The following is a 24,578-nucleotide window of genomic DNA, read 5'->3' as shown; positions in this document are numbered from 1 at the left end:
TTGTTATCTACTGCTATTAAAGTGAAATTTTCCCCTCTAATTTGGCTAATAGTTTTTTACCAATTCCTTTAACTTGCGATAAATCACTAACGCTTTTAAATTCGCCGTTTTCTTCACGGTAATCCACAATTGCCTGCGCTTTTTTCTTACCTATACCCGGTAGCTTAGCAAGCATATCTGCATCAGCATTATTTATACTAATTGTCTCAACTTGAGGCATTTGCTTAGTTACTTCCGATAATTGTGCATATACGGTAGTTGCAGGTAGTAAGCATAATAAGCTTATTATGAATAAATTTTTTAACGTTTTCATCAAACTTGTCCCTATTCTTCTTTTCTTAATTTTGAATGTTGCTTAGGAAAACCAAAAAGTAAGGAACTGAAAAGCTCATCATTTAAAGTGTACCTAAACGCATTATCACTATGATCCGAAATCCTGAAAATGCAGCTGGTACAACAAGTGATTGCTTAACTAAAGTAAAGTTACCGTTTTTTGTCAAATTTAAGACACCTAAAAATTAATACTTCGCGCTTGCAAATTTACGCCCAAACCATTACTGTACATAAAAACAGTAATCTAATGGTTTTTACAAACCACGGTGCCAAGCAATTTTGCAGGAGAAATCATGGCTGTTGTTGTTAAATATGTTGTAGAACGAAACGGAGTCGAGCGTATGACGTTTACTACCAAAAAAGAAGCTGATGCTTATGACAAGATGCTCGATATAGCAGAATCACTTGAGCTAATGCTAGAAAAGGTAGACGTACCGCTTAGTGAGCAACAAATTGAATCACTTGCTTTAGAAATAGCGAAAAGCAAAGATGACTTTATGACCATATTAAAGGGCGGCAAAGATCCAGTTGTTACCAAAGCGCCAGCAAAAAGTAAAAAGTCAGATAACGTTGCGTCAATTGAAGATAACAACGATAAAAAAGCAAGTTAACTCGTAGATTGCCCTCTCCTCGGACGGGACAAACTAAATAAAAAAGGGAGCAACTTAGTTGCTCCCTTTTTTATTATACCAATTCGCTTAATTAAGTGATCTATTTTGAGGGTGGAAAAACGTGTTGATAGCTAGGCAAAAAATTTGATATTTAGTTGTTCTAAATGATAATTTTTTAACGCCGGTAGCAACACGTTTAGCACCGCAAAATGATTAAGTATTATCGCGGATTGGTATTACTTACTACTCATTTTAAAATGAATAGTAATTGCTATTTAAAGCTCTTTTTCTACTTCATCAAATAAAGCAGTGATGTTTTGCTCTGGCTCTTTTGTTACTAAGCTAACAACAACAATTGCGATACTCGCTAAAATAAAGCCAGGTACTATTTCATACATAAAGCTACTTAAACTTTCACCATTAATAGTAAACGGACCATAAATCCAAACAAGCACTGTAAACGCACCTACTAACATACCAGATAAGGCGCCAGCAAAATTCATACGTTTCCAATAAAGGCTAAACAATACAAGAGGTCCAAAAGCAGCACCAAAGCCTGCCCATGCATTACTTACTAGGTCTAAAATAGAGCTATCTCTATCGTACGCTAAATAAATTGCAAACAGGGCAACAAATGCAACGCTAATTCGACCAACAGTAACTAATTCAAAGTCGCTAGCATCTTTACGTAAAAATGTTTTATATAAATCTTCAGTCAATGAACTTGAGCTTACTAGCAATTGCGATGAGATAGTACTCATGATAGCAGCCAAAATTGCAGCTAGTAAAAAGCCAGCAATAAGTGGATGGAACAATAACTCAGAAAGAATTAGGAAAATCGTTTCAGGATCTTCAACTACAATATTATTCTCATAAGTATAAGCAGCACCAAATATACCAGTACCAACAGCACCAAGGGCAGCAACAATCATCCATGTCATACCAATACGGCGAGCTTTAGGCATATCCTTAACACTACGTACCGACATAAAACGAACGATGATATGTGGTTGACCAAAATAACCTAAACCCCATGCCATTGCAGAAATAATACCTAATGCAGAGCCTGCTCCAATCCAGTTAAGCATATCTGGATTTACACTATGTAAAGTAGATTCCAGAGGTTGTTCAAGTAAAGAGTATGCAACAGTAGGCACTAGAATCAGTGCGATGAACATAATACAACCTTGCACGAAATCAGTTAAGCTAACCGCTAAAAAACCACCAAACAAAGTGTATAAAACAACGACACCCGTTGTAATGTATAAACCCACTTCATAACTTAGACCAAATGAGCTTTCAAACAATTTTCCGCCGGCTACAACACCAGATGACGTGTAAAGAGTAAAGAAGACTATAATCACAACAGCTGATACAACACGTAATAAGTTTGACTTATCATTGAAGCGATTTGAGAAGTAATCTGGGATTGTTATAGAGTCATTTGCTTTTTCAGTGTACACACGTAATCTAGGTGCAACTAACAGGTAATTTAACCAAGCACCAATCACCAAACCAATTGCTATCCATGTACTACTAAAACCAGTAACAAACATCGCACCAGGTAGGCCCATTAAAATCCAGCCACTCATGTCAGATGCACCTGCAGATAGTGCAGCAACACTTGGTGATAGATTTCGTCCACCTAACATGTAACCTGATACATCGCCAGTAGATTGCTTATATGCATATAGTCCGATACCTAACATTACAACAAAATATAATGCTAGTGAAATAATCATTCCTGTTTCCAAATTAGCCTCCGCATAATTATTAATAACAGGCTCTTGATCCGAATATTGACTCTTAAAATATTATAATAAAGACACTATTAGGATAAAAACCATTCTCGCTGACTATATCATGCCTAACAATAAAATCTCCAACTTGTTGCTTCCAGCTGATACAAAAATACTCATGTTGAATAATTTTAAAGCGAATTGGTAAAATATAATAAATTAAATAGAAGAAACACCTTAATTTATAATGATAATTTATTAATCATGCAAATATACGTAATGCTATTTTGAATCTTTTGCCATATATTATTACAATACCCAATTACATCACTCTTACGGAACTGTTTATGTATTTTTACGCTGCACGTCAACCGATTTTAGATAGAGATAAAAAACTTATCGGTTATGAGCTTTTATTTCGTGATGGCGTTGATAACGTATTTCCCGATATAGATGGTGACGAAGCAACAACACGACTTATAGAGGGTAGCCAGTTTAATTTTGGTTTAGAAGATTTAACCGACAATAAACCTGCCTATATAAACTTCACCCTAGAAACACTATCAAAGGGTTACCCTACACTACTAGGTAAAGACACTATAGTTGTAGAAATACTTGAAACTATCCAGCCTGGTAAGCGTTTATTAGCTATCGTTAAAGATTTAAAAGATAAAGGTTACACTATTGCTCTTGATGACTATATTCATCAACCTGTATGGCGTCATTTTTACCCATTTATTGATATTATTAAAATAGACTTTTTAGCATCCGATATAGATACAATAAAAACGGTTCTAAACGATTTAAAACCGCACTCACATATTAAGTTACTTGCCGAAAAAGTAGAAACCTATGAAATTTACCAACAAGCTTTAGAGCTTGGGTTTGATTATTTCCAAGGATTTTTCTTCTCAAAACCTGAAATGGTACAAAGTAAGGCTCTACCACCATCAGAAATGGCTTTAGCTGAATTACTTTACGAAACATCAAGTGTTGATATGGATCTTAAGAAAATCACTGATGTGTTTGAACGTGATGTAAACCTATCTTATAAATTACTTAGGTATTCAAATTCTGCCGCATTTGCAAGACGCGCAGAAATAAGTACCATTAAGCAAGCTCTTATAGTGCTTGGCGCCAATGAAATTAAAAAGCTATTGTCACTACTGTTTGCAGCACAAGTATCAGCAGATAAACCTGTAGAGCTAATTAGGCTATCGCTTACGCGCGCTCGATTTGCTGAATTGCTCGCTATATCCCATGGGCAGTTTAAAGATACCGGCATGGCATTTTTAACCGGTATGATGTCGCTTATGGATGCTATTTTAGATGAGAGTATGGAAAGCGTCATGAAAAAGCTTCCACTTTCTAATGATATAAAAGCAGCGCTATTAAACGATGAAGGCTTGCTAGCAAAATATTTAAACTTAGTTAAATACTACGAACAAGCAAACTGGTCAGCTGCAAACGAGCTAACGAAAGAGCTAAATCTAGGTGAAAAAGTTCCCGATGCTTATCATGAAGCGCTAGCTTGGGTTAATGAACAAATGCAGTTAGTAGTGAACGAAAAATAAATATATAAACAGCAAATAAAAACGCCAGCATTTAGCTGGCGTTTTTATGAGTGGCTTTTTAATTATAAACTTTCTAAAAAGTCTTCATCAAAATCAGCTGGCTCTTCTTTTATAGGTGGGTTGCCATCGTACAGCTCATAAATTTGACGCTGGAAGTAAATATCTTTTACAAATAAGTACGGATCAAGTGAATCATTTAATAACCCTTCTTGTGGGATTAATGATGCACGTGCCTCAACTGCTTTTAAAACAAACACTAGAATAGTTTGTGGAGTCGTTAGCGCAACTTCAGGTAATACAAAGTTGTCGACTACATCACCGGTCAGGTTACGTGCTGTTGTAGGACCCATGCCAGGTAGCATTAAATAAGCGCCATCACCCACGCCCCATACACCTAACGTTTGTCCAAAGTCTTCATCTACAATTTCAAGACCAAGTGAACTGGCAACATCAAAAATACCAAAAATACCAACCGTAGAGTTAACTAAAAAACGCGCTAAGCTCACACTTGCATTACCCGGCTTACCTTGCAAACCCGCATTAATCATATCGACAGGTGCTGTAATATTACCTGTGAAATTAACAATACCATTTCTTACCGGTACAGGCGTTACTTCAACATAACCTACAGCAACTGGGCGCAATAAATAAGCATCCAGTACATCCATATTAAAGTCGTATAACGGACGATTAATACTTTGCAGCGGATCTCTGTCATCTACTTTGCTTTGTGGTACTTGAGCACACCCAGCTAGTATCAATAAACATAAAAAAGTAAAACTGTGTTTTAACATCTAACGTCCTTAAGGTATTAATGTATCAATTTGAAGTTGGTAGTCACTTACACTTTCACGCTTTAACGACTCTGAATGACCTTCTAGCTCACCAGAACTTGGCATAACCGAGTCATCTATAGAAATACGCGCCGAAATAATAATATTTTCTGCACTAGATAAGTTAAGCCCTGCAACCATTGCACTACTATCACTCAACTCAACTGTAATTGGAAATGAATATTTAGCGAGTTTAACAGCAGCTAATGGCATTGGCGAACCACTTGCTGCTTTTGCAAATATAAACAAGATACCGTCTTTTGGCTGTTTATCTATAAGCTCTTTTGCAATGTCGACTGTAACTGCAATAGCACCCGTTGTAGTAACTGGCATAACAGAACCTTCCGCTCGCATTTGCTTCTCTATATCAGCAATACGCTCAGAGATCATGCTATAACGAGAATCATTTTTTTCCATACTCGCAAGTAAAACTTCAAATGCAGCTTTGGCTTGAGGCCAATCTTTACGCTCATAAGCAATGAGTGCTAATAACGAAATTGCATCTAAATTGGTAGGCTCTACTTTTAGTACTTTTGAGAGCATACCTGCCGCACGGGTCATATTAGCTTCGCTACCTTCTAGCAATAAAACTTGGCTGTAACTAATAAGTACCTGCATATTATCAGGATTCATACGAAGTGCTTTATCAAATGACTGCTGCGCCATGTCAAATTCATTAAGCGACATAGCAACTCGTCCAAGTAGCATCCAAGCGACTTCGTCATCACCTGAGCGGCTAAGCTTTGTACGAAGTGCCAATGCAAAAGCCTGCAGCTCATTTTGGCTAAGCGGCTCACCTTTTTGCATTACAGCACGCTCGCCGTAATCAGCTAAATTATCCATTGCATCATGCCAAGCCGAAATTTGCTGCTGGCTACCCGTTAAACCATAAAAAACACCTGTTAGAGCAAGAACAAATGCGCCACCAGTTAAAGCAAAAATACGATTATTACCTTTGCTGTTTAGTGATTTTTCTGGTGATAACTCATTCAATAAACGGCGTTTTAATTCAATAATTGATTCTGCATGATTTACGGTATCAATACGCTGATTATCTAAATCGGTTTGTAAATCAACTAAACGCTGCTCATAAATGCTAATTAGCTCAGCATTGGCGTTATGAGTAATTGTTTGAACGCGCTCTTTTTTTAAAAAAGGCAACATCACAAACCCAAGAGCAACCAGTGTGAGTAAAGCAAAACACGCCCACATTAAAATCATTTAACTTTGCTCCTGACGTTTATTTTGTTCAATTAGCTTAGCTAACAGCATTTCGTCGTCACTGCTCCACGTTTGTTTTACTGATGCTTTTCGCTGGCGAATAACAATAAAACCAAAGCCGACTATGACAATTAACACAGGTAATACCCAAAGTACTAAAGTCGCTGGTGTAACTGGTGGGTCGTAATGAACAAAATAGCCAAAGCGGTCAATCATGTAATCAATCACTTCGTCTTTGCTCTTACCTTCTTTAACCAATACGAGTACTTTATCGCGCAAGTCTTTAGCAACAACAGCGTCAGAGTCCGCAATGTTTTGGTTTTGACACTTAGGACAGCGCAGCTCTTTAGTTAGCTCTTCAAACAACATCGCTTGTTTGTTGTTATCAAATTGATAGCGATCTTGCTCTGCAAACGCACTGATGCTTACAAAAAGGCTAAGCGTAAGTAGTAACCATTTCATTATTTAAGCTCCTGCATAATTGGCGCAAATTTAGCTCGCCATACTCGCGGGTTTATATCGCCGGTGTGATGCAACAAAATAGTGCCGTTTTTATCGACTAAAAATGTTTCAGGCGCACCCGAAACACCTAAATCCAACGACAAAGTACGATGTAAATCCAAGATATTAAATTGATATGGGTCACCCGCACGTTGCAGCATATCGCTCACTTCGGTGCGAAGTGATTGCATATCAAAAGGGCCATCAAAGTCGGCGTCGTAACCTTGTACGTAATAAAGCCCAATAATTTTAACGCCTTGCTCACGTAACTTAGTTAAATAACCAAGTTCAACTAAACATGTTGGGCACCAAGTACCCCATACATTTAGTAAGTAAACTTCGCCTTTTAAAGACTCGTTAGTCCACGGCTTATTGTCTTGCATTAAATCAGGTAGATTAAATGCTGGCATTTCTTGACCTAACCGACCCGTTTGAATTTCACGAGGATTAGCAAAAAGGCCTTGGTATAAAAATACACATACAAAAGCAAATACTAAAAGCGGCGCAATAGCTAAAATTTTACGGTTCATAAAACATTCTCCGATGCAGCTCTACGCGCTGTTTTAGCTGATGTGCGGTAGCGTTTATCAAATAAAATCATAAATCCAGCAAGGGAAATAAGCACACCACCAATCCACATCCAACGAACAAACGGTTTATGGTAAATGCGAAGTGACCATGCACCTTGGCTCAACTGCTCACCTAACGCTAAGTATAAATCACGTGTAAAGCCTGCATCTATGGCCGCCTCGGTCATAAACTGCATACCAATATCATACTTACGTTTTTCGGCGTGTAAGCGTGTTACTAGCTCATTGTTTTTAAGCACCGATACAACACCAGCATGACCACTGTAGTTCGGCCCGCGAATAGTTTTAACACCATCAAAACGGTATTCATACTCGTTAAGCTGAACTGTGTCGCCTTGCTTCATCGATACGTCACGCTCAACTGAATACGCCGATGTAAGCGTTACACCCGCAATAACAAACGAAATACCTATATGCCCAAGCACCATAGCCCAGTAACTTACACCTAAGCGTTTTAAACCTTCTTTTAAGGTGCCATGCACTGCGGCTTTAGTGTAAATGTCGATGCCAGTTGATATGGCAATCCAAACCGCAAGTGTAGTGGCTAGTAGCGTAAGTGGTTTTACTAAATCGTAACTTGAAAACAACCAAGCACAGGTAATCACTACACTGGCTAATACGCCCATTAATATTTTGTTTTGTAAGAAAGCCCATTTATTTTGCTTCCAGCGTAAAAATGGCCCTATCCCCATCAAAATAGCAAACGGCACTAAAATTATTGCAAACATCTTATTAAAAAACGGTTCGCCAATAGAAATACTGCCCAAGCCCATTTCTTTATGAACCATAGGTAATAAAGTACCCAGCAATACGATTAATGTAGCAACTACTAAAAATATATTATTGAGCCATAACGCCACTTCGCGTGATACAAACTTGTATCGACCTTCACTATGTACTTGCGATACACGCAGTGCATATAACGCTAAGCCACCACCTACAACTATGCCTAAAAAGGCGAGTATAAATAAGCCTCTATCAGGGTCTGTTGCAAAAGCATGTACCGATACAATAATACCCGAGCGCACAATAAATGTGCCTAATAAGCTCAATGAAAATGCTGCTATAGCAAGTAATACGGTCCACGATTTAAACACACCGCGTTTTTCAGTTACGCTTAACGAGTGCAGTAATGCGGTCGCAACAAGCCATGGCATTAATGATGCGTTTTCTACTGGATCCCAAAACCACCAGCCACCCCAGCCAAGTTCTGAGTATGCCCACCAGCTACCAATTGTAATACCTAGTGTTAAAAAGCCCCACGCAGTCATTGTCCAAGGACGTGACCATTTAGCCCACGTGTTATCAAGCTTGCCAGTTAATAGCGCAGCAATAGCAAAAGAGAAAGCAACTGATAGCCCTACATAACCCATGTAGAGTAATGGCGGGTGAATAATCATGCCCGGATCTTGAAGCAACGGATTTAAATCACGCCCTTCTACCGGGAAATAAGGAAGTAGGCGCTCAAACGGGCTTGAAAGTAGTAAGGTGTACATCATAAAACCTACACCTAAAAAACCAAGTACGCCCAATACTCGGGCACGTAGCACCCAAGGGAGTGATTTAGAACGCGCAGCAACAACGGCAGTCCAACCAGCTTGCATTACTAACCACAGTAAAATAGCGCCTTCATGGCCGCCCCATGTAGAGGTGATTTTGTAATACCAAGGTAGCGTACTACTTGAATGATATGCCACATACGATACGGTAAAATCATCCGTTACACTGGCGTAAATAAGTGCTGCAAAAGAGATTAAAACAAAAGCGAATTGCCCAATTGCTAAAGAGGGAGCTGCACGCATTAATCGAAGATTACCGGTATGCGCGCCCCAAAGAGGAAAAATACACAGTAAAACGCTTAGCACCATGGCAAGCGTTAAAGAAAAATAACCAATTTCTGGGATCATAGCTAATTACCACTATCTAAGTTGTATTTTGGTTTTTCGTGCTTAATACCTTTAACTGCCTCTGCAACTTCTGCTGGCATATATTCTTCGTCATGCTTTGCAAGCACTTCAAATGCTTCAATAACATTAGGTTCGATTAATACGCCCTGCGCTACAATGCCTTGCCCCTCACGAAACAAGTCTGGCAATATGCCTTGATAACGCACGGTCACTAATGGACCTGTATCAATTAGCTTAAAGCTTACTTGTAAGCTCTGTTCATTACGCTCAACCGTGCCTGGTACAACCATGCCACCAATACGTAGCTTTTGGCCAATGAATGGTTTTTCTTTATTAGGCCCTTTGCCATCAATAAGTTCGCTTGGCGTATAAAAAAGATTAATATTTTCTTGAAGTGCATAAAGCACTAAACCAATTGATCCACCAATACCAAACAGTACGGCAATAATTACCAATAGGCGCTTTTTACGTCTTGGATTCATGAGGCTTGTTCCTGTTTAGCTTTTTTAATTCGCGCTTCACGTATTATTTGTTGCTCAACTGAAGCCATAATACGTTTGGTATCTCTTAAAGAGTTCACTAAAATACCGAGTAAAATAAGAGCGCATGTACCAAAAGAAAGCCAGATATAAAACCCATAGCCTCCCATTGCAATAAAATCAGAAAAAGAGTCAAACTGCATAATTACCCCTTATTTAACAACAAACGCACCCACGGTCGGTGCTTTTCGCGTTGTAAAATTTCATTTTTAAGACGAATTAAAGTCACTGTTCCTACAAAAGCAGCAAAGGCTAAAATATTAACCATAAGTGGCCAAAACATACTTGGGTCTATTGCTTTAGTGTCTAGTTTTGTAATGCTTGCGCCTTGGTGTAGCGTATTCCACCACTCAACTGAGTAATGAATAATAGGTAAATTGATTACGCCCACAATAGCTAAAATAGAAGCCGCACGCCCTGCTGACTTCTTATCTTCAAATGCATGGTAAAGCGAAAGCACGCCAAGATATAAAAATAATAAAATAAGTTCAGACGTTAAACGCGCATCCCATACCCACCAAGCCCCCCACATAGGTTTACCCCATGCAGCGCCAGTAATAAGCGCTATAGCAGTAATACAAGCACCAACAGGCGCTATAGCAATAACGGCAAGTTCGGCATTTCGTAGTTGCCATACAAGCGCAACAACAGCTGCAATAGCCATTGATGAGTAAGCCCCCATAGACAAAATGGCAGAAGGAACATGAATAAAAATGATACGGTAGCTGTCTTTTTGTTGGTAATCGGCAGGTGCAAAACCAAGCCCCCATACCCATCCAACAATCATACTAACTACAGTAACTACGGCAAAATAAGGCAGTAACGTATTGCATAACTGGTATGCACGCTCTGCTTTAGCATAGGGATGTAACCACTTCCACATTAACTTACACTCACTTTTAAAGCTGACGATATGGCAATTGGTGCGCTAATAATAGCAATAAGTAACATTGCACCAAGGATGGCAAGCTGCCCACTATAATCCAGCGACATGGTGCTGGTATCGATAGCCGACGTTGCAAAAATCAAAACAGGAATATACAAAGGCAATACGAGTAAACTCATCAAAATCCCCCCTTTTTGTAATCCCACAGTAAGCCCTGCGCCTATTGCGCCAATAAAGCTCAATAGTGGAGTGCCTAATAATAATGTCAAAACAGTCGCTGTTAACGCCGTACTTTCTAGATTTAACAACAATGCAAATAGCGGCGTCATTAATACAAGCGGTAAACCTGTTACCACCCAGTGAGCAGCCACTTTAGCAAGTACGGTTAACGATAACGGGTAAGACGATGCAATTAACTGCTCCAATGAGCCATCATTAAAATCATCTCTAAACAGCTTATCCAAGCCCAACATGGTAGAGAGTAATGCGGCAACCCAAATAATTCCCGGTGCCATTCTCGCTAGTAAACCAGGCTCAGGCCCGATTGCTAACGGAAATAATGAAATTACAATTAAGAAGAACAAAATAGGATTTACAATTTCAGCGCGCTGGCGAAACGCAAGTTTTACATCTTTGGTAAATACCGCACTAAATAGCAACCAATAAGAATGTTGACGAGTCATTAGTGACGATACTCCAGTGTAACCGTTTGCAAGTTACTAAAATGGGTCGTTAAATCTTGGTGGGTCGTTAACAAAATAGCTCCACCGTTTAGTAAGTGCTCGGTAAATCGCTGCTGTAAAAAGGCAACACCGCTTTTATCAAGCGCGGTAAATGGCTCATCAAGTACCCATAATTTAGCATCACTTAACCAAAGCCTGACCAAAGCTACACGTCTTTGTTGTCCAGCAGATAACATTCTAACCGGTACATCTTCAAGTCCAACAAGGCCAAGTTGCGCTAAAATGGGATACAAGTCAGGCTGGTTTATGTAGCCATTAATTTGTAACCAATGACGAACATTTTCAACTGCACTAAGCTGAGTATTTACACCTGTTTTGTGGCCTATAAAGAGTAGTTCTCTGGCATACTCTTCGTAATACTTAGATATAGGCTGCTCTTGAAATAAAACAGCTCCTTCATCAGGCACAGAAAAGCCTGCGATAATACGCAATAGCGATGTTTTACCAGCCCCATTAGGACCCGCTAATTGCATGATTTGACCGCTATTAAGGCTAAAATTAAGATCCGCAAACAAACAACGATCTTGCTTGATGCAGGTGACGGACTTAATGTGTAACAAGATGACGATTCTCTCTGCCAAAAATTAGGCGTTAGTCTACCATAATGATAGGGTAATACGAATATTGCTTTAAAATCGATTCACTTAAAATAGAGAAAACTTGATTTAAAATAATGAATACGCCAACGCAAATAACATTATCTAATTCATTGGTTATCAATCAATCGACAAACCCTCAAACCAATGAGTTATCGCAATTACCTAATGAGGTACTTGCGGCTAAAAACATTCAATTTTCGAAAGACTCGATTACGCTTGATGTATTTATTGATAAACATTGGCAGACATTAAGACTTGGCACTGCAAGCACACCTCAAAATTTACAAAAAATAGCCAGTGCTAACATACAACTTAGTCCCGATGGCAAACAGCTCAACATCACGCCAAACACTACAACCCTTACTTTAAATCAACCAGTACAATTACAGCGTTTATTAAATTATGTAAGCACGGGCACTGAGGTACAAAGCAAACCAATGGATTTACAAGTGGTTATGTCCCCTACCCCAAAATTAGTAATTGATAAACTTAACGCCAGTATTGCCATAAATAAAGACGTAGCGCAGTTACTTTTAACCGAGCAGCCTTTAAAAGTAGTTGTTAGCACGACTAACAAAGGTGCACAGCTTAATGTTATTAATCGCTTTGCAGATACAATTCATACGCAACCACTTAGCCAAACTAAACTTACTAAATTACTCGTGGCCTTATTACCTAGTGCGCAACTTCAAGCAACACCTAAACTAGCTATTTTGACTCATCCTCAAAAGTCAGGTTCGTTTACAACGCCTATTACTAATCAACAAGTTAGTGAACTACCCAACACCCCCATTAAGGTAAATTTAATAAATCAGGCTGATAAATTACTTATTAAAACCGATACTAATAATATAAAAGTAACGCTTAATAACTCATTTTCTAAACCGTTTAACGAGTTACTTTTAGCTCAAAAAAGCAGTGTCCCTGAAATACATTTTTCTGCGTCCACTATTAAAGCAAGCCCACTGCTTACACCTAATAGCCCAATAAAGTCGTGGCTACAAAATAGCTTTAGTGATTTAAAAACGCGAATTAATGATGCAGTTAAATATTTTGAAAGTAAGCCCTTTGCAGCAGCAAATAAATCTGAGTTAATGCCGCCGTCTGGATCATCTGCGATACAAAGGCCGAGCTTAGTTATGCAATTAACAGTATCACCGTTAAATAGAGTGAATATTACCCAAAATGTAAGTACTGCGTTAAATAGTAATACTAGCAATACTTTACCAGAGCACTTTTCAAGACTCCCGCCACTTGTACAATTAACTCAGCAAATAAAAGGAAGTGTTAGTGTTTGGCAATCATCTACAAATATAACAACAGCTAACACGCCAACGCCAACGCCAACGCCAAATAATATTACTCAAAATGGAGTGGCGAGCGCTAAGCCAAGTAATTTAAACGCGAGTCAATTGAGTGCTCTGAATATTAGTACTAACAGTAAAGTTGATACGTTAATTAAGCCTACAAGTGAAATTGTTACTAAAGGGCAAATAACCTCTTCAGTGCAACCAGTAATAAACGGCAACAATCAAAACAGTGCAAACTCAGCCACGATTAAAAACATTCTCCCATTAGCAGAGCCGTTATCTAATATTGCCTCTCGTAGTCAAATGCTACAACCAATAGAAGCAAAGCTATTAAGCACATTATTAAAGCTTCCTGATACCACAATCCCTACGGATAGATTAGCTGGTAACAAACAGCTTTTAAGTAGTCAAATTACTGACATTACAAATAGAGCAACAAAAGACACGCCCGATTTAACTCGCTTAATTAACCAAGCATTTAATCGCATGGTCTCAAGTAATAATGTTAACCCTGCGACCATACAGCGTGAAGTATTAGCTACCTTACAACCATCTCAATTAACGGGTGATACACTACAAAGTAGCTTCACTAAAGGACTTGAACAAGTTGCAGTGAGTATTTTAGCAGCCCCTATAATTAGCCAATCAGTAACACCGATAAGCTTTAATAACCAAACTGGCTTAGATGCACTTTTACAAGTACTCATACCTACTTTTAAAACAGGAAACGCGGGAGCAAAAATACTTGAGCAACTGCAGCAAGCTCAAGTTCAAGCATTGGCTAGCGAAATTGTACACGTTAAAAACACACTTACCCAAGTAAGTGTTTCAACACCAAATCAACAACCAGACACAAACCCGCTTGCACAATTTTTATTACCAATGAAATTGCCGCCTGAGGCCGCCCAAACAGAAATAACATTGGGGCAATATAAAAAGCCAAGCGCAGATAAATTAGAAGATAAAAATGTATGGTTTGTCAGGTTAAACTTTGATTATGCACAGATTGGGCAGTTACAGATTACCGCTGAGTTAATGGATAAAGCACTCGATTGCCAGCTATTAGCCTCAAGCCAAGAAGTAAGCGCAATTGCTCACCCTCACTTAGATAATTTAAGATCCAAACTAGCTAAGCATGGTTTACAGGTTGGAGAGCTCAACTTAAAGCGAGGCGATGCAAATAATCAGGCATTTTATAAATCTCATGCAATTATTAATATTAAGGTTTAGTAATGAGTGATACACCTATTAATAAGTCAGCCATTGGGATTTTATACGAAGCTGGCAACACCCCCACTGTAAGCGTAAAAGGGTTTGGTGAGTTAGCTGACGAAATAATTGCAGCGGCAAAATTAAAAGGAATTATGATCCACGAAGATGCAGCGCTTGCTAAAACGTTGTCGCATTTAAGCTTAGGGGAAGAAATCCCTAAAGAGCTTTATTATGTAATTGCAGAGCTTATTGCGTTTTCGTATGTATTAAGAGGTCAATTTCCGCCAGGCTGGCAAGACTTTCAAGGTAAGTTAAATATTAAAGCGTGAGATTATTTACACGCTTATAACTAAAAAGGCGCTAAGCGCCTTTTTGTTTATGTAGTGAAAATAGTAATTCGGCTTCTGCTCGCGGTAATTCGCATTCGCGTATCACCTCATCGAGGTCCGCACCTAACTCAACCATTTTTACTGCACGAGAGTAAATTTTAGCATCAGGGTCATCGTATTTCTGCGCAGCTTGTTGTTGTATTAAATCTTGATTTTGTTGCTCAACCTCAAGCACTCGCTTACCAATACTTAAAAGCCCTGTTCTAAGCTCTGAAATTTCACTTCGCAAAATATGAGTTTGCTCTGAGCTATCTTTAAGCTGCTGTAATACAGCATTAACTTCATTCACTTGTTTGTTTTTTAATGCAATTATTAGCGCAAGCGATATAAGTCCTACCGCTAACGCTGATATGGCTATACTAAGTAACAGCATAATTTATTTGGTAAAGCTTATATATCGCTTAACTCATCCCATTCATCATCGCTGAGTAACTTGTTTAAATCGACTAAAATCAGTAGCTCATTATCACGATTACAAACGCCTTGAATAAACTTAGCACTTTCTTCAGTACCAACATTTGGTGCACTATCGATCTCAGAGCTGCGTAAATAAACGACTTCAGATACGCTGTCGGCTAAAATGCCGATAACTTGCTCTTCAGCTTCAATAATTAATATACGAGAATTATCGGTTGCATCAGCAGCTAACAAACCAAAACGTGCACGAGTATCAATAACAGTTACAACGTTACCGCGTAAGTTAATAATACCAATAACGTAAGAAGGTGCACCTGGTACAGGGGCTATCTCTGTATAACGAAGTATTTCTTGTACTTGCATTACATTTACGCCGTAGGTTTCTTCCTCTAGCTTAAACGTAACCCACTGTAAAATTTCATCATTATTATCTGCGTTTTTATTTGCTGACAGTAATTTATCTTGATTCATGCTATTACCCCGTAATGGTCGTTACTACTGACGGCTATCTAAGCCTTTCTCTAATAATATATTTAAATTATCTACATCTATTAAAGCACACATTTTTTCTTTTATAACACCAGCAAGCCATGGGCGCTTACTTTTATTTGTACGCCATTTTACATCTTCTTTACTCAATGTAATGTTATTTATCAACTTTTCAGCTAATAAGCCCCACTGGCTATCACCTAAGGTAATTAAATACTGATAATCTAAAGACGCCTCTAATTTATCATCATACTTTTCTGGCATTACCCAACGAGCAGTATCAACAACATTAAGCTTTTCTTCTCTGTTGAGCATAACGCCTTTAAACCACTTTGGCTTACCAAATAAATGATTTACTTCACCTAATTGATGTATACCGCCTAATGCTTTTAATGGCACAGCCAATGTTAAACCAGCAACTTCAAAAAATAATGCCTGAAATTCACCATCAAAATAGTCAGATTGGCTAGTGGTTATAATCTGAGGTTCTGGTTCTTCTGTAATCGTACTTATCGGCTCTATTACTTCATCGTCAATGGCTTTATTAACTTTTTCGGCTTCAAAAATAGGTTCAACTATTGGCTTAATTTCAGAATTAAGTAAGTCTTGATCAAATATTTTTTCTGCCGCTTTTATCTGTTCTTTTGGTTTTAAATGAATATGTTCTTGCTGCGAGTCGTGTGGCATTTGCTCAAGTAATTTTGCGACTGGCTCAAGGTTATCTACAGGCTCGTCTTCACATAACAAAGCCCCTAGGTATTGTTTCATTACTTTTTCATTAGCAAATAATTGCTTACTCATTCATTAACCTTGTTCAATTAAATATTCTAGCAGTGCTTTATATGCGTATACACCACGCGAACGAGGACAATACTCTACAGGCACTTTTTGCGCAAAGCTTGCATCTCTAAATTTAGTATCTACCGGTATCACACCTGGCCAGACTTTATCACCATACGTACTTTGCAGTGTTTTATATGCTTCTAACGATGCTTTAGTTCGTTTATCATACATAGTAGGGATTATAGTATATTGATAATCTTTCGCTTGAGAGGTTTGCATTAATTCCATAGTGCGCATCATTCTATCAAGCCCTTTCAGTGCTAAAAATTCCGTTTGCACTGGCACTAAAATTCGCTCACTTGCTGCAAGCGCATTAACCATTAGCACCCCTAAAACTGGGGGGCAATCTAAAATGGCATAATCGTAATGTTCACTGATTTTTGCAAGCGCTTTTTTTAGTATTAATCCCATACCTGTTTTATTTCCCATGCTTCTATCAAGCGTGGCTATCGCCATTGTTGCGGGTAAAATATCTAGGTTTTCAAGTGTTGATGGGCATAAAGCTTGAAGTATCTCTTCACTTTGCATGCTCGTGCCACGCGCAAAAATATCATATACACTGACTTCCAAATCTTCTGAGTCAATGCCAAAGTAATAAGTGAGTGATGCATGAGGGTCTGTATCAATAAGCAACACACGCTTACCCTGCAAAGCTAAAATACCAGCAAGGCTCACTGCTGTTGTTGTTTTACCAACACCACCTTTTTGATTTGCGACAGTCCAAATCTTCACATTACATCCTAATTACTGTTCATTGCGCGTTGTTATGCGAATACCACCATGAGGCAAACGAATTATTTTTATTGTATCGTCATCTGAAGGGAGCTCAATTTCAGGCTCTTCCGCTACTGGCTTGACGGCTTGTTCATCACCTTTAATGTCTTGTATTGGCGGTAAACCATACTTAGAAAGTGCAATAACAACTTTACGATTTTCTGCTCGCCCTTGTTCTGTATCGTTACTTACAAAAGATGAATATTGACCATAACCTTCTATCGCCATTCTGGCAGAATTAATACCTAATGCTTCCAGCTCTACTAAAATAGACGTTGCCCTAGCAACCGAGAGTTCCCAATTTGAGCGAAATATTTCATTGCGAATACTTTCATCATCAGTATAGCCACGCACCCTAATATAGTTATCTACTGGAGCAATAATATCTTTAACAATTTTGACGACTTGCTTTGCCCTAGAGTGTGCAACTGAGCTACCACTTGAAAATAACATACCTGAGCTTAGCTCTATAATCAGCCAATCTTGATTAAGCTCTAAACTGGCTTCTCCATCACGAATTTCATCAATAAGCGCTGACTGCAGCTTAGCAAGTAAGCTATCGAGTGGTTTTCCTAAATATTTTTGTTGTATGTTACTTGTATCACTTTGACCGTCGAGTAACTCTGGACCTTGTTCTTCTTTTAAAATACTTTCACCATAAAGAACTTCTTGTTCAGGTGTCACTCTATCAGTCAATATTCCATTACCATTGACGCCCTCACCTTGCTGGGAGTGCTGGCGGGCAGATTTATCAAAAACGTGTTCAAGGGAGTCTGACAATATTTGAAATTGTTCTTCTTTGTTGATCGCTATCGCATACAGCACCACAAAAAAAGCAAACATAATGGTCATGTAATCGGCATACGATACAAGCCAACGCTCTGTATGTTGACTTTTAGGAGCAGAGTGACGCAGTCGTCGGCGTAGCATGTTATTCGTCCACTAAATTAGGACGCTCTACACGATAGGCTTCAAGCTTTAATTCTATATTTACTGGGCTTTCACCAACGCTTATTGCAATCACACCTTCGGCAAGCATTTCATGGTAAAGCATTTTTTGCTCTACACGCTGTTTTAACTTATTTGCCATAGGTAAAAACAATAAATTAGCTAAACCAACACCATAAATGGTCGCAATAAATGCCGTTGCAACTCCTGCACCAAGCATTTGTGGATCGGTAATAAACGACATTGCCTGTATTAAACCAAGCACAGCACCTAAAATACCAATGGTAGGACTGTAGCCCCCCATCGCTTCATAAACACGTGCGGCTTCAAGCAAGCGATCGCGTTCTAGCAGTAAATCAATTTCAAGCGTGTCACGTAGTTTTTGCTCTGAGCAGCCATCTACAAGCAAGCTTAAACCTTTTGCTGCATATGCATCTGGGTGAGCTAGCGCTTCGTTTTCAAGCGCTAAGTAACCTTCTTGACGTGCCTTATGAGACCACCGCTTAACTTGCTCTATTGCATCTTCAATATCATATTGTGGCGCAACAAAAACCCAAGAGCTCATATTTAGCATTTTTTTAAAGGTACTTGCTGATGTTTGCAACATAACAGCACCAAGCGTGCCGCCTAATACAATAATAAGGGCAGGACCATTAAATAAAGCAGAAACAACGCCGCCTTCTAAAGAGTAACCTAGACCTATTGCACCAAGTGCTACAAATAGTCCAAATATTGAGAGTTTATCCACAACCTACCTCTCTCTTGATACGTGCTGCAACATCGCTTAATGCTAAACTTTCACTCGAAAGCCCCGCATTAGCAATGGCTTGAGGCATTCCATAAACAACACAGCTTTTTTCATCCTGTGCCCAAATGGTTGCACCCGTTTGTTTTAACATTCTTGCACCGTCACGTCCATCAGCGCCCATGCCTGTTAAAACGATAGCAAGCACATCGCCTTGATACGTTTTTGCTGCACTGGCAAAAGTTACATCTACACTCGGTTTATAACTTATTCTCTCGCTATGATCTTCAAATACGCGCAGAGTTCTATTTGCACCACGCCCTTCTACCATCATCTGCTGTCCGCCAGGCGCTAGATAAGCAGTTCCTGGTTGTAAGCGGTCACCTTGTTGCGCTTCTTTCACTTTTATTTGGCACAGACCATTTAAACGTGCCGCAAATGCAGGTGTAAAAGCAGCTGGCATATGCTGAATAAGCAAAATAGGATGAGGGAAATTAGCAGGCAATTGAGTTAATATAGTTTGTAGTGCAACAGGGCCACCTGTAGAAGTGCCAATAGCCACAAGCTGGTATTGCTTTCCACTTGCTCGCATTGAGGCAATATTTGAACCTGACGATGTTGTAGGGGCTGCTCTTTGAAAGCTTCTATCGGGTTGTTTTATCGAAGGCGTTAGTGTGTTTGTTCTTTGCGAAAGTGAGCTTGTTATCGGTTTAGTTGATATTACTGGCTTAGGTGGTGTTGCAGCTTTAAACGTTCGCGGTAAACGTCTTCGCCCTATATCTTTCACTTTATTTTGTAAAAGCTTTATAGCGTCTTCATTATTGCGAGCGATGTCTTCAAATTTTTTCGGTAAAAAATCCATTGCTCCAGCATCTAGCGCATCAAACGTTGCTGTTGCGCCATCACGTGTTAGTGATGAAAACATTAAGATCGGGGTTGGATTACTCGCCATTATCTCTTTAACTGCGCTAATACCATCAAGCACAGGCATTTCGACATCCATAGTGATCATATCTGGACGTAGCTGAGCTGCTTTTTCAACAGCTTCTCTGCCATTCACAGCAAAGCCTATAACTTGTATGTCGCTATCTTGCTCAAGAATTTCGCTTACCCTGCGGCGAAAAAAGCTTGAATCATCAACAACTAAAACTTTAACGGCCATTTAGCTCTCTTATTAAATTTATGCGTAGGTATATATTAAATACCTACTTTATTATTAGCCTGCGTAATGTTTTAACATGTTTGGAACGTCTAAAATCAGTGCAATGCCACCATCCGAAGTTATTGTAGCACCTGCCATACCTGGTGTTCCTTGAAGTAACGCATCAAGCGGCTTAATCACTACTTCTTCTTGGCCAATTAATGAGTCAACAACAAAACCAATTTGCTGCGTACCAATTTGCACAATAACTACATGGCCTTTTGCTTTTCGCTGTGAACGATCTGAGCCTTTAACTAACCAGTGCTCGAGGTAGAATAACGGTATTGCCTTTTTACGCACAATAATTGTTAATTGCCCATCAACCACATTTGTTTTCGTTAAATCTAAGTTGAATATTTCACTAACACCTGCAAGTGGTAACGCAAATGTTTGTGCGCCAACAATTACCATTAAGGTCGGTAATATGGCTAAGGTAAGTGGTACTTTTATCTCTAAAATAGTACCTACACCTAACTCAGATTGAATACTTACAGAGCCGTTTAATTGGGTGATTTTAGTTTTCACCACATCCATTCCAACACCACGACCTGAAATATCAGATATCTCTTCTTTTGTAGAAAAGCCAGGTGCAAAAATTAGGTTGTATGCTTCAGTGTCAGAAAGTCGACTCGCTTGATCGTGATCGAGCACGCCTTTACTAATTGCTATTTTTTTCAGTTTCTCAGCATCCATACCAGCGCCATCATCTTTAATGGTCAACAAAATATGGTCGCCTTCCTGAGACGCTGATAAAGTAACATTACCTGTTCTAGGCTTACCGGCAGCCTCACGAACAGCTGGCATTTCAATACCGTGGTCAACTGAGTTTCGAACTAAATGCACAAGCGGATCGGCTAGTGCTTCCACTAAGTTTTTATCTAAATCGGTTTCTTCACCTACAAGTTGTAAGTCAATGTCTTTGTTTAAGCTGCGTGCTAAATCGCGTACTACGCGAGGGAAACGACCAAATACCTTTTTAATTGGTTGCATTCGCGTTTGCATAACCGCGCCTTGAATATCAGCAGTCACTACATCTAAGTTAGAGATTGCTTTACCCATTGCTTCACTGTCTGAATTGGTCGCTAAACTAACCAAACGATTTCGCACAAGTACTAACTCACCAACCATATTCATAATTTGGTCAAGTCGTTTTGTATCTACGCGAACTGTCGTCTCTGCTGCTGGTGGCGCTGATTTTTTAGGCGTTGCTGGCGCTGCTTTAGCAACCGGTTTTTCTACCGGTTTAGAAGCGGGTGCTTTTACAGGTTCTGGTTTTTTTACAGGCACACTCGCTTTTGCAGCTGGTTTAGCTGGGATATTGGGCTGTTTCACAGCTGGAGTGCTTTCTATTGATTTAGGTGCAGTGCCTTTACCATGAAGTTCATCAAGAAGCGCTTCAAATTCATCATCACTAATTTCATCATCTGATGAATTAGCAGTATTTGACGCTGGTTTAGCTGGTTCTACAGGTGCTTTAACTACACTACTTTGCTCAGGTGCTTTACTCGCAACCTCACCAAAACTGCCAACTCCATGTAACTCGTCTAATAAGCTGTCAAATTCATCATCAGTAATATCACCATTAAAATCACTACTACTTGCTACTGGCTTTTCAACTGCAGGACCTTGTCCTTTACCGTGTAGTTCATCAAGTAAGTTTTCAAATTCATCTTCAGTGATTTCGTTTATTTCAGCATCACTAACCGAAGGAGTTCCGCTAAACATTTCATCAAATGCAAATGGATCTTCCTCATCAGCTATTGGCGTATCAACTACTTCATCAAGAGGTTGTTCAACGTCAGTTTCTGAAGCGACTCCGTTAAGCTCGGCTTCTGTTGGAGGTAGGCCCAAAATGTGGAGGGTTTGAAGTAACTCAGGATCTGCTGGTTCTGGCTTATCCCTATTTTGGATAGTCGCGAACATTTCATTAATGGTGTCGAGCGCTTGTAAAATAACATCCATTAACTCTGAATTGACCGTTCGCACGCCTTGACGTAGTAAATCAAATACGTTTTCAGCGCCGTGGCAAGCATCAACAAGTTCTGTCATAGCTAAAAAGCCTGCACCACCTTTTACAGTGTGAAAGCCTCTAAATATGGCATTTAGTAACTCTGTATCTTCTGGATTATTTTCCAGTTCAACTAACTGTTCAGATAAAAGCTCTAGGATTTCTCCTGCCTCTACAAGAAAGTCTTGTAAAATATCTTCATCGACTTCAAACATGCAGTTACTCTCCTCTTAGAAGCCCAAACTTGATAAAAGATCATCGACTTCATCTTGATCAGATACAACATCATTACGCGATTCTTTATCAATAATAGGGCCTTCAGGACCTGCTAAAGTTTGTGTGGCAACTGGTTCTTTTATTTTTTGTTGTTCTACTTTATTCGCTGTGTTGTCACTGTCATCTTGTTCAGCAAACGCTGTTAAAAGATGAAGTAAGCTTTCTTCTACTTCTCTAACAAGTTCTATAACACGGCGAATAACTTGACCTGTTAAGTCTTGATAGTCTTGAGCCATTAGTACATTTGTCATTAAGCTTTGAAGCTCATCCGTTTTATGATGAGAGTTATTCATAAACTTATCGATACTATGGCAAAGTTGTTTAAACTCACCAAGCTCAATCTCCCGGCTCATTAAACGATCCCATGTCGGTTTGATATGAGATATTTCATCTGCAAGTTGCTGAGCTATAGGTAAACTAGCCTCAACAGCATCCATTGTTTTATTAGCCGCATTTTCTGTCATTTCTATAACATAATTAAGCCGCTTTTTAGCATCTGGAATCGCATCTGTCGTTATGTTAGTTAAGCGAGTATCAAGCTCAAAGCTTTTAAGTGCTTCGTGCAGTTGACGAGTCAACTTCCCAACTTCAGCAAATAATTTAGACTGCTCTTGCGAAGCTGTCTCTAAAATCAACTGATTAGCTTTATCTTGCTCATCGTTTTCTAAATAAATGACGAGTTGACGAGCTTGTTCTAACGTTATTTGAGGCGCAGCTGGTGCTGACATAAGCCTCTCCCCCATCATTAGCCTAAGCGTTCAAATACTTTTTCTAATTTAGTTTTTAATGTTCCAGCCGTAAATGGCTTAACAATATAACCATTAACGCCAGCTTGCGCTGCAGCTATTATTTGTTCTTTTTTAGCTTCTGCCGTTACCATCAATACAGGGATATGTTTTAACTTATCATCTGCACGAATTGCTCTTAAAAGGTCAATACCTTGCATTCCCGGCATATTCCAATCTGTAACCACAAAATCAAACACTTGATTTTGTAACATAGGCAAAGCTGTAGACCCGTCATCAGCTTCTTGAACGTTAGTGAAACCTAAGTCACGTAATAGGTTTTTTATAATTCGTCTCATCGTTGAAAAATCATCAACTACAAGAATTTTCATGTTTTTATCCAAAACATCCCCCAGTGAGGTATTAACCTTAGTTTACTTACTACTAGTTTATCCAGTCATTGATTTTAGCTTTAAGCTTAATCATCGCCTGACCATGTATCTGACTTACACGCGATTCGCTTACATCGAGTATATGTCCTATTTCTTTTAAATTCATTTCATCGTTATAGTATAAAGAAAGTACCATTGCATCACGCTCTGGTAATGACTTTATTGCATTTAGCAAAGACTCATTAAACCGATCATTTTTAACATTATTAAAAGGTTTGTCTAGCGCTAAATCTTGGCCTACGGGAGTAATAACATCCTCATCTACACCAAGGTCTTCTATGCCTAATACTTTACTGGTATTAACATCATTTAAAATATGATGGTACTCATTGAGTGAAATTTCAAGTTTTTCAGCAACTTCTGTATCTGTTGGTTCGCGATTCAGACTGCTTTCGAGCCCAGTAATTGCCTCTGCAACTTGTCGGCTTTTACGGTGTACTGAACGAGGAGCCCAATCACCACGGCGCATTTCATCAAGCATAGCCCCGCGAATACGAATACCGGCGAAGGTTTCAAAGCTTGCGCCTTTTGTTGCATCAAAGTTTTTTGAAGCTTCTATTAAACCTATCATTCCTGATTGAATTAAATCATCAAGCTGAACGCTAGGTGGTAATCGAGCAATTAGATGACATGCCACTTTTTTAACAAGTGATGCATGTTTCTCAACAATCACATTTAAGTTTTGTGTTGATTGATATCCCATAGCTCTATTC

At 39.0% G+C, this 24,578-nt stretch carries 27 protein-coding genes; 4 read left to right on the top strand and 23 right to left on the bottom strand.

Translation table 11 applies throughout. The annotated features are described in order from the left end of the window. Window positions 1–16: 16 nt before the first annotated feature. Window positions 17–313, bottom strand: coding sequence for a ComEA family DNA-binding protein (locus I6E82_RS03060; RefSeq protein WP_024589927.1), 297 nt, complete (start codon window positions 311–313; stop codon window positions 17–19). 313 nt (window positions 314–626) lie between these two features. Here I6E82_RS03060 and I6E82_RS03055 point away from each other — a divergent pair, with 313 nt between their 5' ends. Continuing rightward, window positions 627–944 carry a YebG family protein gene (locus tag I6E82_RS03055; protein ID WP_007584105.1) on the top strand — a complete coding sequence of 106 codons (318 nt, stop codon included), beginning with the start codon at window positions 627–629 and terminating at the stop codon, window positions 942–944. A 275-nt stretch (window positions 945–1,219) separates the two neighbouring features. Here the strand turns inward: I6E82_RS03055 and putP are convergent, their stop codons facing one another. Beyond that, window positions 1,220–2,698: a sodium/proline symporter PutP gene (gene putP, locus I6E82_RS03050; protein WP_101217622.1), complete on the bottom strand. Its 1,479-nt coding sequence runs from the start codon at window positions 2,696–2,698 to the stop codon at window positions 1,220–1,222. A 332-nt stretch (window positions 2,699–3,030) separates the two neighbouring features. Here putP and I6E82_RS03045 point away from each other — a divergent pair, with 332 nt between their 5' ends. Beyond that, the gene (locus tag I6E82_RS03045; protein WP_007584100.1) at window positions 3,031–4,257 is read left to right on the top strand and encodes an EAL and HDOD domain-containing protein; all 1,227 of its coding nucleotides are present in this window, start codon (window positions 3,031–3,033) and stop codon (window positions 4,255–4,257) included. Window positions 4,258–4,319: 62 nt separating this feature from the next. Here I6E82_RS03045 and I6E82_RS03040 read toward each other — a convergent pair whose 3' ends face one another. From I6E82_RS03040 to ccmA, 10 genes are read right to left on the bottom strand one after another with little or no spacing between them, the layout of a single operon-like run. Further along, the gene (locus I6E82_RS03040) at window positions 4,320–5,051 is read right to left on the bottom strand and encodes an MlaA family lipoprotein (protein WP_007585858.1); all 732 of its coding nucleotides are present in this window, start codon (window positions 5,049–5,051) and stop codon (window positions 4,320–4,322) included. 9 nt (window positions 5,052–5,060) lie between these two features. Next, window positions 5,061–6,311: a c-type cytochrome biogenesis protein CcmI gene (ccmI, locus tag I6E82_RS03035; RefSeq protein ID WP_024589929.1), complete on the bottom strand. Its 1,251-nt coding sequence runs from the start codon at window positions 6,309–6,311 to the stop codon at window positions 5,061–5,063. Further along, entirely contained in the window at window positions 6,312–6,773 is a 462-nt protein-coding gene (locus I6E82_RS03030) for a cytochrome c-type biogenesis protein (protein WP_197116684.1), read from the bottom strand. Continuing rightward, a complete protein-coding gene (locus I6E82_RS03025; RefSeq protein ID WP_007585852.1) occupies window positions 6,773–7,342 on the bottom strand; it encodes a redoxin family protein in 570 nt (189 codons plus the stop codon). Before I6E82_RS03025 ends, I6E82_RS03030 begins: the two co-directional genes overlap by 1 nt. Continuing rightward, on the bottom strand, window positions 7,339–9,309 hold the full coding sequence (locus I6E82_RS03020; protein WP_024592754.1) for a heme lyase CcmF/NrfE family subunit: 1,971 nt from the start codon (window positions 9,307–9,309) through the stop codon (window positions 7,339–7,341). The genes I6E82_RS03025 and I6E82_RS03020 overlap by 4 nt, the downstream gene beginning before the upstream one ends. Window positions 9,310–9,311: 2 nt before the next feature. Next, window positions 9,312–9,791 (bottom strand): cytochrome c maturation protein CcmE, encoded by a 480-nt coding sequence (gene ccmE, locus I6E82_RS03015; protein ID WP_007585848.1) that lies wholly within the window; start codon window positions 9,789–9,791, stop codon window positions 9,312–9,314. Beyond that, window positions 9,788–9,991, bottom strand: a complete 204-nt coding sequence (ccmD, locus tag I6E82_RS03010) for a heme exporter protein CcmD (RefSeq protein WP_007585846.1) — start codon at window positions 9,989–9,991, stop codon at window positions 9,788–9,790. The genes ccmE and ccmD overlap by 4 nt, the downstream gene beginning before the upstream one ends. Window positions 9,992–9,993: 2 nt before the next feature. Continuing rightward, entirely contained in the window at window positions 9,994–10,731 is a 738-nt protein-coding gene (locus I6E82_RS03005; protein ID WP_007585844.1) for a heme ABC transporter permease, read from the bottom strand. Further along, window positions 10,731–11,417: a heme exporter protein CcmB gene (gene ccmB / locus I6E82_RS03000; protein WP_002959286.1), complete on the bottom strand. Its 687-nt coding sequence runs from the start codon at window positions 11,415–11,417 to the stop codon at window positions 10,731–10,733. The genes I6E82_RS03005 and ccmB overlap by 1 nt, the downstream gene beginning before the upstream one ends. Next, window positions 11,417–12,037 carry a cytochrome c biogenesis heme-transporting ATPase CcmA gene (gene ccmA / locus I6E82_RS02995; RefSeq protein ID WP_096058052.1) on the bottom strand — a complete coding sequence of 207 codons (621 nt, stop codon included), beginning with the start codon at window positions 12,035–12,037 and terminating at the stop codon, window positions 11,417–11,419. The genes ccmB and ccmA overlap by 1 nt, the downstream gene beginning before the upstream one ends. Before the next feature lie 113 nt (window positions 12,038–12,150). Between ccmA and fliK the strand changes: the two genes are divergently transcribed. Together fliK and I6E82_RS02985 are read left to right on the top strand one after the other, a co-directional pair. Beyond that, on the top strand, window positions 12,151–14,616 hold the full coding sequence (fliK, locus tag I6E82_RS02990) for a flagellar hook-length control protein FliK (RefSeq protein ID WP_197116682.1): 2,466 nt from the start codon (window positions 12,151–12,153) through the stop codon (window positions 14,614–14,616). Window positions 14,617–14,618: 2 nt separating this feature from the next. After that, window positions 14,619–14,927 (top strand): EscU/YscU/HrcU family type III secretion system export apparatus switch protein, encoded by a 309-nt coding sequence (locus I6E82_RS02985; protein WP_197116680.1) that lies wholly within the window; start codon window positions 14,619–14,621, stop codon window positions 14,925–14,927. 31 nt (window positions 14,928–14,958) lie between these two features. Here I6E82_RS02985 and I6E82_RS02980 read toward each other — a convergent pair whose 3' ends face one another. Genes I6E82_RS02980 through I6E82_RS02930 form a run of 11 tightly spaced genes read right to left on the bottom strand, consistent with a single transcriptional unit; the run spans window position 14,959 to window position 24,568 of the window. Further along, entirely contained in the window at window positions 14,959–15,360 is a 402-nt protein-coding gene (locus I6E82_RS02980) for a DUF2802 domain-containing protein (RefSeq protein ID WP_024589935.1), read from the bottom strand. Window positions 15,361–15,377: 17 nt separating this feature from the next. Then, entirely contained in the window at window positions 15,378–15,875 is a 498-nt protein-coding gene (locus I6E82_RS02975; RefSeq protein ID WP_002959294.1) for a chemotaxis protein CheW, read from the bottom strand. 24 nt (window positions 15,876–15,899) lie between these two features. Continuing rightward, the gene (locus I6E82_RS02970) at window positions 15,900–16,694 is read right to left on the bottom strand and encodes a chemotaxis protein CheW (RefSeq protein ID WP_007585828.1); all 795 of its coding nucleotides are present in this window, start codon (window positions 16,692–16,694) and stop codon (window positions 15,900–15,902) included. Between the two features lie 3 nt (window positions 16,695–16,697). After that, on the bottom strand, window positions 16,698–17,468 hold the full coding sequence (locus tag I6E82_RS02965) for a ParA family protein (RefSeq protein WP_007585827.1): 771 nt from the start codon (window positions 17,466–17,468) through the stop codon (window positions 16,698–16,700). A 12-nt stretch (window positions 17,469–17,480) separates the two neighbouring features. Further along, window positions 17,481–18,440, bottom strand: coding sequence for a flagellar motor protein MotB (locus I6E82_RS02960; RefSeq protein WP_197116678.1), 960 nt, complete (start codon window positions 18,438–18,440; stop codon window positions 17,481–17,483). A 1-nt stretch (window position 18,441) separates the two neighbouring features. Further along, window positions 18,442–19,206 (bottom strand): flagellar motor protein, encoded by a 765-nt coding sequence (locus tag I6E82_RS02955; protein WP_007585825.1) that lies wholly within the window; start codon window positions 19,204–19,206, stop codon window positions 18,442–18,444. Then, window positions 19,199–20,365 (bottom strand): protein-glutamate methylesterase/protein-glutamine glutaminase, encoded by a 1,167-nt coding sequence (locus I6E82_RS02950; RefSeq protein WP_165721592.1) that lies wholly within the window; start codon window positions 20,363–20,365, stop codon window positions 19,199–19,201. Before I6E82_RS02950 ends, I6E82_RS02955 begins: the two co-directional genes overlap by 8 nt. Before the next feature lie 54 nt (window positions 20,366–20,419). Further along, window positions 20,420–22,627, bottom strand: a complete 2,208-nt coding sequence (locus I6E82_RS02945) for a chemotaxis protein CheA (RefSeq protein ID WP_165721591.1) — start codon at window positions 22,625–22,627, stop codon at window positions 20,420–20,422. Between the two features lie 15 nt (window positions 22,628–22,642). Continuing rightward, window positions 22,643–23,416: a protein phosphatase CheZ gene (locus I6E82_RS02940; RefSeq protein WP_007585814.1), complete on the bottom strand. Its 774-nt coding sequence runs from the start codon at window positions 23,414–23,416 to the stop codon at window positions 22,643–22,645. 17 nt (window positions 23,417–23,433) lie between these two features. Beyond that, complete coding sequence (gene cheY, locus I6E82_RS02935; protein ID WP_008132609.1) at window positions 23,434–23,817, bottom strand: chemotaxis response regulator CheY; 384 nt, start codon at window positions 23,815–23,817, stop codon at window positions 23,434–23,436. 40 nt (window positions 23,818–23,857) lie between these two features. Further along, complete coding sequence (locus tag I6E82_RS02930) at window positions 23,858–24,568, bottom strand: RNA polymerase sigma factor FliA (protein WP_007585810.1); 711 nt, start codon at window positions 24,566–24,568, stop codon at window positions 23,858–23,860. Window positions 24,569–24,578 lie beyond the last annotated feature (10 nt).

Origin of the sequence: Pseudoalteromonas sp. NZS11 (assembly GCF_015864765.1) — a bacterium.
Taxonomy (GTDB): Bacteria; Pseudomonadota; Gammaproteobacteria; order Enterobacterales; family Alteromonadaceae; genus Pseudoalteromonas; species Pseudoalteromonas arctica.
The sequence above is the reverse complement of the archived record's forward strand: the minus strand, read 5'-3'. Positions and strand labels throughout refer to the sequence as shown.

What these genes read in the sequence shown, in the direction of transcription:
- I6E82_RS03060 (WP_024589927.1), bottom strand. Translation starts at nt 313, where the DNA reads ATGAAAACGTTAAAAAATTTATTCATAATAAGCTTATTATGCTTACTA.
- I6E82_RS03055 (WP_007584105.1), top strand. Translation starts at nt 627, where the DNA reads ATGGCTGTTGTTGTTAAATATGTTGTAGAACGAAACGGAGTCGAGCGT.
- I6E82_RS03045 (WP_007584100.1), top strand. Translation starts at nt 3,031, where the DNA reads ATGTATTTTTACGCTGCACGTCAACCGATTTTAGATAGAGATAAAAAA.
- I6E82_RS03040 (WP_007585858.1), bottom strand. Translation starts at nt 5,051, where the DNA reads ATGTTAAAACACAGTTTTACTTTTTTATGTTTATTGATACTAGCTGGG.
- ccmI (WP_024589929.1), bottom strand. Translation starts at nt 6,311, where the DNA reads ATGATTTTAATGTGGGCGTGTTTTGCTTTACTCACACTGGTTGCTCTT.
- I6E82_RS03030 (WP_197116684.1), bottom strand. Translation starts at nt 6,773, where the DNA reads ATGAAATGGTTACTACTTACGCTTAGCCTTTTTGTAAGCATCAGTGCG.
- I6E82_RS03025 (WP_007585852.1), bottom strand. Translation starts at nt 7,342, where the DNA reads ATGAACCGTAAAATTTTAGCTATTGCGCCGCTTTTAGTATTTGCTTTT.
- I6E82_RS03020 (WP_024592754.1), bottom strand. Translation starts at nt 9,309, where the DNA reads ATGATCCCAGAAATTGGTTATTTTTCTTTAACGCTTGCCATGGTGCTA.
- ccmE (WP_007585848.1), bottom strand. Translation starts at nt 9,791, where the DNA reads ATGAATCCAAGACGTAAAAAGCGCCTATTGGTAATTATTGCCGTACTG.
- ccmD (WP_007585846.1), bottom strand. Translation starts at nt 9,991, where the DNA reads ATGCAGTTTGACTCTTTTTCTGATTTTATTGCAATGGGAGGCTATGGG.
- I6E82_RS03005 (WP_007585844.1), bottom strand. Translation starts at nt 10,731, where the DNA reads ATGTGGAAGTGGTTACATCCCTATGCTAAAGCAGAGCGTGCATACCAG.
- ccmB (WP_002959286.1), bottom strand. Translation starts at nt 11,417, where the DNA reads ATGACTCGTCAACATTCTTATTGGTTGCTATTTAGTGCGGTATTTACC.
- fliK (WP_197116682.1), top strand. Translation starts at nt 12,151, where the DNA reads ATGAATACGCCAACGCAAATAACATTATCTAATTCATTGGTTATCAAT.
- I6E82_RS02985 (WP_197116680.1), top strand. Translation starts at nt 14,619, where the DNA reads ATGAGTGATACACCTATTAATAAGTCAGCCATTGGGATTTTATACGAA.
- I6E82_RS02980 (WP_024589935.1), bottom strand. Translation starts at nt 15,360, where the DNA reads ATGCTGTTACTTAGTATAGCCATATCAGCGTTAGCGGTAGGACTTATA.
- I6E82_RS02975 (WP_002959294.1), bottom strand. Translation starts at nt 15,875, where the DNA reads ATGAATCAAGATAAATTACTGTCAGCAAATAAAAACGCAGATAATAAT.
- I6E82_RS02970 (WP_007585828.1), bottom strand. Translation starts at nt 16,694, where the DNA reads ATGAGTAAGCAATTATTTGCTAATGAAAAAGTAATGAAACAATACCTA.
- I6E82_RS02960 (WP_197116678.1), bottom strand. Translation starts at nt 18,440, where the DNA reads ATGCTACGCCGACGACTGCGTCACTCTGCTCCTAAAAGTCAACATACA.
- I6E82_RS02950 (WP_165721592.1), bottom strand. Translation starts at nt 20,365, where the DNA reads ATGGCCGTTAAAGTTTTAGTTGTTGATGATTCAAGCTTTTTTCGCCGC.
- I6E82_RS02945 (WP_165721591.1), bottom strand. Translation starts at nt 22,627, where the DNA reads ATGTTTGAAGTCGATGAAGATATTTTACAAGACTTTCTTGTAGAGGCA.
- I6E82_RS02940 (WP_007585814.1), bottom strand. Translation starts at nt 23,416, where the DNA reads ATGTCAGCACCAGCTGCGCCTCAAATAACGTTAGAACAAGCTCGTCAA.
- I6E82_RS02930 (WP_007585810.1), bottom strand. Translation starts at nt 24,568, where the DNA reads ATGGGATATCAATCAACACAAAACTTAAATGTGATTGTTGAGAAACAT.